Raw genomic sequence first — 8963 nt, forward strand, 5'->3', positions numbered from 1 at the left:
GGCTGAAGCGAGCTTCTGGACTGCAGAGGAAATTGATTTAAGCCAGGACCTGAAAGATTGGGGCAATATGAATGATGGAGAAAGACATTTCATTTCTCATGTCTTAGCCTTTTTCGCAGCCAGTGACGGTATAGTAAACGAAAATCTTGCCGAGCACTTTGTGGCCGAAGTACAATATACAGAAGCAAAATTCTTCTACGGTTTTCAGATTGCTATAGAAAACATTCACTCAGAGACATATTCTTTACTTATCGACACTTATGTAAAGGATCCTAAAGAAAAATCTAAGCTTTTCAATGCCATCGACACCATGGATTGCGTGAAGAAAAAAGCTGATTGGGCGCTTAGATGGATCGATGAAGGTAACTTCCAGGAACGATTGATCGCATTTGCAGCTGTTGAAGGTATTTTCTTTTCAGGAAGCTTCTGCTCAATATTCTGGTTAAAGAAAAGAGGCCTTATGCCAGGTCTTACTTTCTCTAACGAGCTTATATCACGCGATGAAGGCCTGCACTGCGATTTTGCTTGTCTATTATATAATAACCACGTCAAAAATAAACTTGATGATAGCGTAATTATCGAGATCATCAAAGATGCCGTGGCTATTGAAAAAGAATTTGTTACTGATGCACTACCGGTAAACCTTATCGGTATGAATGCAGACCTAATGTGTCAATACATAGAATTTGTAGCTGACAGACTTTTAAATGAGCTTGTTGGCAAAAAAGAATATGGTGCTTCCAATCCATTTGATTTCATGGAAATGATATCTCTCCAGGGAAAAACCAACTTCTTCGAAAAACGAGTAGGCGATTATCAGAAAGCTGGCGTTATGAAAAACAGCGATGATGATTCACCTAAATTTTCGTTAGACGAAGACTTTTAAAAATTTTTTAAACTTATTCCAAACCTCTAAATCCCCAAAAGTATGCTAGTAGTTAAAAGAGACGGAAGACGGGAATCCGTAAAATTCGACAAAGTAACCGCCCGTATAGAAAAGCTATGCTACGGCTTAGACACTAATTACATTGAGCCGGTTGATATTGCTAAAAAAGTTATCAACGGAATTTATGATGGTGTAACCACCGTAGAATTAGATAATCTGGCAGCAGAAACAGCGGCTTCGCTTACCACAAAGCACCCTGATTTCGCACAGCTGGCAGCACGAATAGCAATATCTAACTTACACAAAGTAACAAGTAAGTCTTTTTCAAACACTATGAAGAGACTTTACACTTACATCGATCCTAAAACAGGAGAAAATGCACCGCTGATTTCTAAAGAGGTATATGGGGTAATTAAGAAAAATGCGGCTCTTTTAGATTCATCGATCATCTACGATCGTGATTTTAGCTACGACTACTTTGGGTTTAAAACACTAGAAAGATCTTACCTCATGAAAATTGACGGCAAGATCGTTGAGCGCCCTCAACACATGCTCATGCGTGTTGCTGTTGGTATTCACCAGGAGGACATGGAAGCGGCTTTAGAAACTTACAACTTGCTAAGTGAAAAGTGGTTTACCCATGCAACACCTACTTTATTTAATGCGGGTACGCCTAAGCCCCAACTTTCAAGTTGCTTCTTACTTACCATGCAAGACGACAGTATTGATGGTATTTACGATACACTTAAGCAATGTGCTAAAATATCTCAGTCGGCTGGTGGTATTGGTTTAAGCATACATAACGTAAGAGCTACAGGCTCATATATAAAAGGTACAGGTGGAGTTTCTAATGGTATTGTACCAATGCTTAGAAACTTCGACATGACGGCAAGATATGTTGACCAGGGCGGTGGAAAGCGTAAAGGAAGCTTTGCCATTTATCTTGAGCCATGGCATGCCGATATTTTCGATTTCCTTGATTTGAAGAAAAACCATGGTAAGGAAGAGCTAAGAGCACGTGATCTTTTCTACGCACTGTGGATTTCAGATCTCTTTATGAAAAGAGTAGAAAATAACGAGACATGGTCACTATTCTGCCCAAATGAAGCACCAGGTCTAGCAGACTGCTACGGTGAGGAGTTTGAGCGCCTTTATGAGAAATACGAAAAAGAGGGTCGCTTTAGAAAGCAAGTAAAAGCTCAAGACTTGTGGTTTGAAGTACTTGAAGCACAAATTGAGACCGGCACACCTTACATGCTATATAAGGATGCCGCAAATAAAAAATCTAACCAGAAAAATCTTGGTGTAATTAAATCAAGTAACCTCTGTACTGAGATTATGGAATACACTGCCCCAGATGAAGTGGCTGTGTGTAACCTTGCTTCAATTGCTTTGCCAAAATTCGTAACAGAAGACGGCAAGTTTGACCACAAAAAACTATACGAAATCACTAAGGTAATTACAAAAAACCTGAATAAGGTTATTGATGTAAATTACTACCCTGTGAAAGAAGCTGAGTACTCAAACATGCGTCACAGGCCAATTGGAATTGGTGTTCAGGGACTTGCTGATGCTTTCCTATTGCTTAAGATGCCATTCGAGTCTGAGGAAGCTAAAGGTCTTAACAAGCACATACATGAGACTATCTACTTTGCAGCCATGGAAGCTTCTATGGAGCTTTCAGAAAAAGATGGGCCTTATGAGACTTTTAAGGGTTCACCTGTTTCGAAAGGCATATTCCAGTTTGACATGTGGGGTGTAAATCCAGATTCTAACAGATGGGATTGGGACTCGCTTAAGAAAAAAGTGAAAAAGCATGGTGTGAGAAACTCATTGCTTTTAGCTCCTATGCCGACAGCCTCTACTTCTCAAATTCTTGGAAATAACGAGTGCTTCGAGCCTTATACTTCTAATATATACACTAGAAGAACCTTATCAGGTGAGTTTATAGTTGTAAACAAACACTTGATGAGAGATTTGATAGAGCTTGGCTTGTGGGATGCTAACATGAAAAACAGATTAATAGAGTCTAACGGCTCGGTGCAGAATATCCCGGAAATACCACAGCATATTAAAGACCTGTACAAGACTGTTTGGGAGATTTCTCAAAAAGCAATTATTGATATGGCTGCCGATAGAGGCGCTTATATCTGCCAAAGTCAGAGTATGAATGTTCACATTCAGGATCCAAACTTTGGTAAGCTTACCTCAATGCACTTTTATGCATGGAAACGAGGTCTAAAAACTGGTATGTATTACCTAAGATCAAAAGCTGCAACTTCAGCAATCCAGTTTACGGTTGAAAAGTCTGCCAAACAACAACCGCAACAACTGACTGCAGAAGATCAAAACAGAGCAGATATGGCTTGTTCTTTGGACAATCCTGATGAATGCGAAGCTTGCGGTAGTTGATTTTTATTGTCTAGTTGGTTTTAAAAAAGGTCTTCCTACACTAAGGAAGACCATTTTTGTTTTGAGGTTCACCACAGCCTGCCCAAACAAAAGCCTCATTCATTTAGTTAATCTGTAAAACCAAAATCAACTAATTATGATTAAAGAAATAAAAGGCGATAAAGTACCTGCATTAGGTTTCGGTACCTGGAGATTGGAAGGAAAAGAGGGAGAAAAAGCCGTTGCTGACGCGCTGGAAATTGGATACAGACACATAGATACTGCGCAGGCTTACGATAATGAAGAGTTTGTTGGTAATGCCATAAAAGCTTCCGGAATAGATCGAGATGAAATTTTCTTAACTACAAAAGCACATTGGGATCATCTGGAGCCGGATGAACTTATCAGCAGATTTAACGAAAGTTTGGAAAAGCTTAAGACTGACTATGTTGATCTATTCCTGATACATTGGCCTTCTCCTCAAGGAGTACCAACCAAAGAAACCTTACAGGCTATGCTTGAGCTCAGTGCTGATAGAAAAACCCGACATATCGGTGTTAGCAATTTTCCTCCTGTCAAGTTACGTGAAGCTTTAGAGCATGCAGAGTTGTATTGCAATCAGGTAGAATACCATCCATTTCTTGACCAAACAGAACTATTAAATATAGCAGAAGAGCATGATATGCTCGTGACAGCATACTGCCCACTAGCCAGAGGCAAGGCAATGGATGAAAATGATTTGCAGGTAATTGCTAAAAAACACGGGAAAACCCCTGCCCAGGTAGCCTTGCGGTGGCTTATCCAACAAAAGCAGGTGTCCGCAATACCTAAAGCAAGCAGTCCTGAACACCGAAAGGCCAACTTTCAGATATTTGACTTCGAGTTATCTGACGAAGACATGAAAACCATCAATAAGTTTGACCGAAAAATGCGACTCATAAATCCTGAGTTTGCTCCGGAATGGTAATTACTCACCATTCAATTCAGAGATGGCTTTAGTCACAAGCTCTTGCTTCTCCATAGCCTCTATATGATATGGAGGAGCAATTCTATCATTACAATTGGTAAGTGCACAGCGCTCACATGTTGTATTTACAATTCTTGATTTTATTTTTTTATCATCTAAAAACTTAATTCTACTGCGAAGTGCCTCATCAATATAGCAACCAATAGTTACGCTCATACTCTCATTGGGATTAGAAACGTTTGGAAATGCGATAGTGAGACATAAATATTCGTCAGAAGTGTTATGGTATTGAGAAATTTGAATCCCAGCCAGATAATCATTAGAGTGCTTTAAGCGCTGAACACTTCTTAATTCCTTGATTAGACTAATGGAAATCCACCTTCTACAGTAGTGCTCATTTAAACTGTTGCCGTGAGGATTGTGATTTCTCGAGAGATGAAGCTCTTTGGTTAATTCATAAGTAGAAAAATCATCTGTACCTAAGAATCTTAAAAAGAAAAGATCTTTTATGCCTGAATAAATAGGCAATAGATTAGTAAGCCGCTGCATAATCATCTCGGGTGTAGCCTTATACTTATCTAAGTAAGAAAGTAGCTTTTTTTCATTCCAATCAGTCTGTGCAGCAAAATCTTTTGTATCATTTACTACCTCTTTTTCCGGCATTAAGAGAGCTGCTGAAAAATAAGAAGCCTTGTAATTGTTAAGAATCCCCTCAAATTGATATTCTTTCTGAGGCGGAGTTTCATTTGGACGTATTCTTAGTTTCAAAAATTGAAAACCTAACTCTCTGGCTATTAAAAACCGCTCCTGAGCCTCATTTAATCCAACGTTTATTAATAATTGCTTTTCTGAAGACTTGTAAAAAGAGCGTAAATGCTTAAGCGCTTCATATTGTGCAAGTTCTTCTCTATCGATATTAACATTAAAATCCTCTTTGAGTATTCTTTCCAATACCTCGATACCCGGTGCAATCTCTTCCACTTTGTGTTGCTGCCTGAATTCAGATGCTGCTTTTTCTAAATCAGCAAAATAATTATCATGCATCTCCTGATAAGAACGAAGGGCAGAATAATAAAAGTGCTCCTGTCCCATTTCGTAGTTTCTAGACAACACCTGAATAGAATTGATAAATGCATTGATCTTTTCAGGCGACACCGAAATCAACTCAATAATTTTTTGAGCATCCAGACCAAAAAGCTCTAGCGGAAATTCCTTGAAAAATTCTGACTGTAGCAATTTGATCACTGGCTGCAACTTCTTTGAGACCTGCAAAGACACTAAATTGTCATAGCTCACACCTAGTGCCTGAGCAAGCTGCATGATTTTATCTCCCTTAGGATATTTTTTTCCTTTTTCGATTTCACTTAAATAAGAAACCGACAAACCTGACTCCGCAGCCAGCTCCTGAAAAGAAAAGCCTCTTTCTAGCCTTAAATCGCGCACTTTCAGTCCAAATATGTGCTTGATGGAAAAGTTTTCATTCATCATAGGTTCAAATATACTTAATATTTGAGTAAAATTTCTTTTAGCGAATTTTCGCTATTTGATTATTTTCTCTATATTAGATCTTTCTTTAGAACTAAAACCTAATACCTATGCTCAAAACCATAACCACCAATACCTATGAGACTCCAGAAAAAGTCTCAATAAAAGCATCGTTCAACGAGGCTTACGAAAATGTACTCAACGCTGAAGCACTTTTATTCTTAAAAGCGCTTCATACCAACTTCAATAAAAGAAGGCTGGAATTATTGCAAAAAAGAATAAGCAGGCAACTTGATCTGGATCAAGGCGTGATGCCTACATTCTTAAAAGAAACGGAACATATTAGAACTTCAGAATGGACTGTGGCTCCGCTACCTGAGGATATATTGGATCGCAGAGTAGAAATTACAGGTCCGGTAGATCGAAAAATGATCATAAACGCGCTCAACTCAGGCGCCAAAGTATTTATGGCCGACTTTGAGGACAGCAATAGCCCTACCTGGCAGAATAATCTCGATGGTCAGGTAAATCTTTACGATACCGTGCGAGGCACTATCAGTTTTCATAATCCTGATAAAGACAAACATTACAAGCTGAATGATGAAGTAGCTACTCTATTTGTAAGACCCAGAGGCTGGCATCTAGATGAAAAACACCTTACAATTGATGGCCAAGCCATTAGTGGTAGCCTTTTTGATTTTGGTCTATTTTTCTTTCACAATGCACAAGCACTTATCGACAAAGGTAGCGGTCCTTATTTCTACTTGCCAAAATTAGAAAGCCACCAAGAGGCCCGATTATGGAATGATGTATTTGTTTTTGCGCAGGATTATCTACAAATCCCTAGAAAAACGATTAAAGCTACTGTATTGATAGAAACCATTACGGCTGCTTTTGAACTTGAGGAGATTCTTTATGAGCTTAAAGATCACTCGGCTGGATTAAACTGTGGCCGCTGGGATTATATTTTCTCATTTATCAAAAAATTTAAAAATCACAGCGACTTTATCTTACCGGATAGATCGAAGGTGACCATGGGGGTTCCTTTCATGAAAGCTTACACCACTGCAGTGATTAAAGCATGCCACAAAAGAAATGTACATGCTATGGGAGGTATGGCAGCTCAAATTCCAATAAAAGGCGATGAAGCCGAAAATCAAAAAGCTATAGATAAGGTAACTGCAGACAAGCTTCAAGAAGTAAGAAGTGGACATGATGGTACCTGGGTAGCTCACCCCGGCTTAGTCAGTCTGGCACAGAAAGTATTTGATGAGCATATGCCTACCAGAAATCAGATACATATTAAAAGGAACGATGTTGTGATTGAAGAAAGCGATTTACTCAGCGTACCTGAGGGTACAATTACCGAAGAGGGAATACGCACTAACATCAACGTGGGCATATTGTATGTAGAAAGCTGGCTTAGAGGTGTAGGTGCTGCTGCGCTTTACAACCTAATGGAAGATGCTGCTACAGCAGAAATCTCAAGAACACAGCTTTGGCAATGGATACAAAATGACTGCACCCTGGCTGATGGTCGCATGATGACCTACGAACTATACGATAGCCTTAAATTTCAGGAACTGGAAAAAATTAAAGAACATATAGGCGAAGAAGCTTTTGCAAACGGCCGCTTCCCGGAAGCGATAAAACTGTTTGATGAATTAATCAAATCAGATGAATTAAAGGAATTTTTAACGATACCAGCGTATCAATTAATTGACTAAACAACCAAACCCATGACTAGAGAAGAACAAATTGCGAAAATGACAAATGATTGGATGACTAATCCAAGATGGAATAATATACTACGTCCTTACACACCAGAGGATGTACTCAAATTGAGAGGTACAGTGCAAATTGAGCACACCCTTGCCAAACTTGGTGCTGAGAAACTATGGAAAAGACTCAATAATCAGTCTTTTGTTGCGGGCCTTGGTGCTCTTACCGGCAACCAGGCAATACAAGAAGTGGCAGCGGGCCTTGAGGCTATTTACCTAAGTGGCTGGCAAGTTGCCGCGGATGCTAACCTGGCCGGAGAAATGTATCCGGATCAGTCGTTGTATCCTGCGGACTCTGTACCAAAGGTGGTGAAGCGCATCAACAACGCATTATTAAGAAGAGACCAAATACAAAGTGTTACAGGTGAGACAAACATCGATTGGGTAGTACCAATTGTAGCTGATGCCGAGGCTGGTTTTGGCGGAAATTTAAATGCATTCGAATTGATGAAAGCGATGATTGAAGCCGGAGCTGCTGGTGTTCACTTCGAAGACCAATTATCTTCAGCTAAAAAATGTGGTCACTTAGGTGGCAAAGTATTAGTGCCTACACAGGAAGCAATCAACAAGCTGGTAGCAGCGCGTTTAGCAGCAGATGTCATGAACACACCTACACTACTTGTAGCGAGAACTGATGCCGAAGCCGCTAACCTAATCACCTCAGATATAGACAAAAGAGATCATAAATTCATAACCGGTGAGCGTACTTCTGAAGGCTTTTATAATGTAAATAATGGCCTTGAGCAAGGAATCAACCGAGGCTTAAGCTATGCACCTTATGCTGACTTAATCTGGATGGAAACATCTAACCCTGACCTGGGACTTGCCAAAGAATTTGCGCAAGCCATTAAGGAGGAGTATCCCGATCAAATGCTTGCGTACAACTGCTCTCCTTCTTTTAACTGGGCGGCTAAATTAAGCGTTTCGCAGATGGAAACTTTTAGGGAAAATCTGGCTGACATGGGATATAAATTCCAGTTTATCACTTTGGCTGGTTTCCACGCTTTGAACACTTCTATGTTTGAACTTTCTAAAGCTTATAAAGAAAGAGGCATGGCCGGTTACTCTGAACTGCAAGAGAGAGAATTTGCACTACAGAGCGAAGGCTTCTCAGCTGTTAAACATCAGACTTTTGTTGGAACACAGTATTTTGACACAGTGCAAAATGTGGTACAACAAGGTCAGTCTTCTACCACTGCTATGAATGGTAGTACTGAAGAAGATCAGTTTAACAAAGTGAAACTTAACAAAGCCAGTTAATATTATTTTATTCAACCTGACCCTTAAAAGCTTAGCAGACGCACGTTTGCTAAGCTTTTTTTATCTGAATATTTCTCAGGCTTGGACCCATTATTAGTAAGATTGCTTCGCTTGGATCCGTACGAGCCAATAGCTTTCATGGTCTGTATTGTGATACCTGGAACCCGCATTTTAGTCCTAAAATCCCGCTTTC

General features: G+C 39.7%; 6 protein-coding genes. 5 read left to right on the plus strand and 1 reads right to left on the minus strand.

Translation table 11 applies throughout. From position 1 onward, the window contains the following. The 3 genes from E1176_RS10915 to E1176_RS10925 form a co-directional block, all read left to right on the plus strand. Nucleotides 1–886: ribonucleotide-diphosphate reductase subunit beta (locus tag E1176_RS10915; RefSeq protein ID WP_155210643.1), on the plus strand; the 886-nt coding region annotated here is incomplete at its 5' end. Nucleotides 887–928: 42 nt separating this feature from the next. After that, nucleotides 929–3298 (plus strand): ribonucleoside-diphosphate reductase subunit alpha, encoded by a 2370-nt coding sequence (locus E1176_RS10920; protein WP_155210644.1) that lies wholly within the window; start codon nucleotides 929–931, stop codon nucleotides 3296–3298. Nucleotides 3299–3434: 136 nt separating this feature from the next. Further along, entirely contained in the window at nucleotides 3435–4244 is an 810-nt protein-coding gene (locus E1176_RS10925) for an aldo/keto reductase (RefSeq protein WP_155210645.1), read from the plus strand. Here E1176_RS10925 and E1176_RS10930 read toward each other — a convergent pair whose 3' ends face one another. After that, nucleotides 4245–5732 carry a helix-turn-helix domain-containing protein gene (locus E1176_RS10930; RefSeq protein ID WP_155210646.1) on the minus strand — a complete coding sequence of 496 codons (1488 nt, stop codon included), beginning with the start codon at nucleotides 5730–5732 and terminating at the stop codon, nucleotides 4245–4247. A gap of 107 nt (nucleotides 5733–5839) precedes the next feature. Here E1176_RS10930 and aceB point away from each other — a divergent pair, with 107 nt between their 5' ends. Together aceB and aceA are read left to right on the plus strand one after the other, a co-directional pair. Then, nucleotides 5840–7456, plus strand: a complete 1617-nt coding sequence (aceB, locus tag E1176_RS10935) for a malate synthase A (RefSeq protein WP_155210647.1) — start codon at nucleotides 5840–5842, stop codon at nucleotides 7454–7456. Nucleotides 7457–7468: 12 nt separating this feature from the next. Continuing rightward, complete coding sequence (aceA, locus tag E1176_RS10940; protein ID WP_155210648.1) at nucleotides 7469–8770, plus strand: isocitrate lyase; 1302 nt, start codon at nucleotides 7469–7471, stop codon at nucleotides 8768–8770. Nucleotides 8771–8963: the final 193 nt, after the last annotated feature.

The organism is Fulvivirga aurantia (genome assembly GCF_009711475.1).
Taxonomy (GTDB): Bacteria; Bacteroidota; Bacteroidia; order Cytophagales; family Cyclobacteriaceae; genus Fulvivirga; species Fulvivirga aurantia.

Bases quoted from the DNA above. Each gene is read 5' to 3' on its own strand.
- E1176_RS10920 (WP_155210644.1), top strand. From the start codon at position 929: ATGCTAGTAGTTAAAAGAGACGGAAGACGGGAATCCGTAAAATTCGAC.
- E1176_RS10925 (WP_155210645.1), top strand. From the start codon at position 3,435: ATGATTAAAGAAATAAAAGGCGATAAAGTACCTGCATTAGGTTTCGGT.
- E1176_RS10930 (WP_155210646.1), bottom strand. From the start codon at position 5,732: ATGATGAATGAAAACTTTTCCATCAAGCACATATTTGGACTGAAAGTG.
- aceB (WP_155210647.1), top strand. From the start codon at position 5,840: ATGCTCAAAACCATAACCACCAATACCTATGAGACTCCAGAAAAAGTC.
- aceA (WP_155210648.1), top strand. From the start codon at position 7,469: ATGACTAGAGAAGAACAAATTGCGAAAATGACAAATGATTGGATGACT.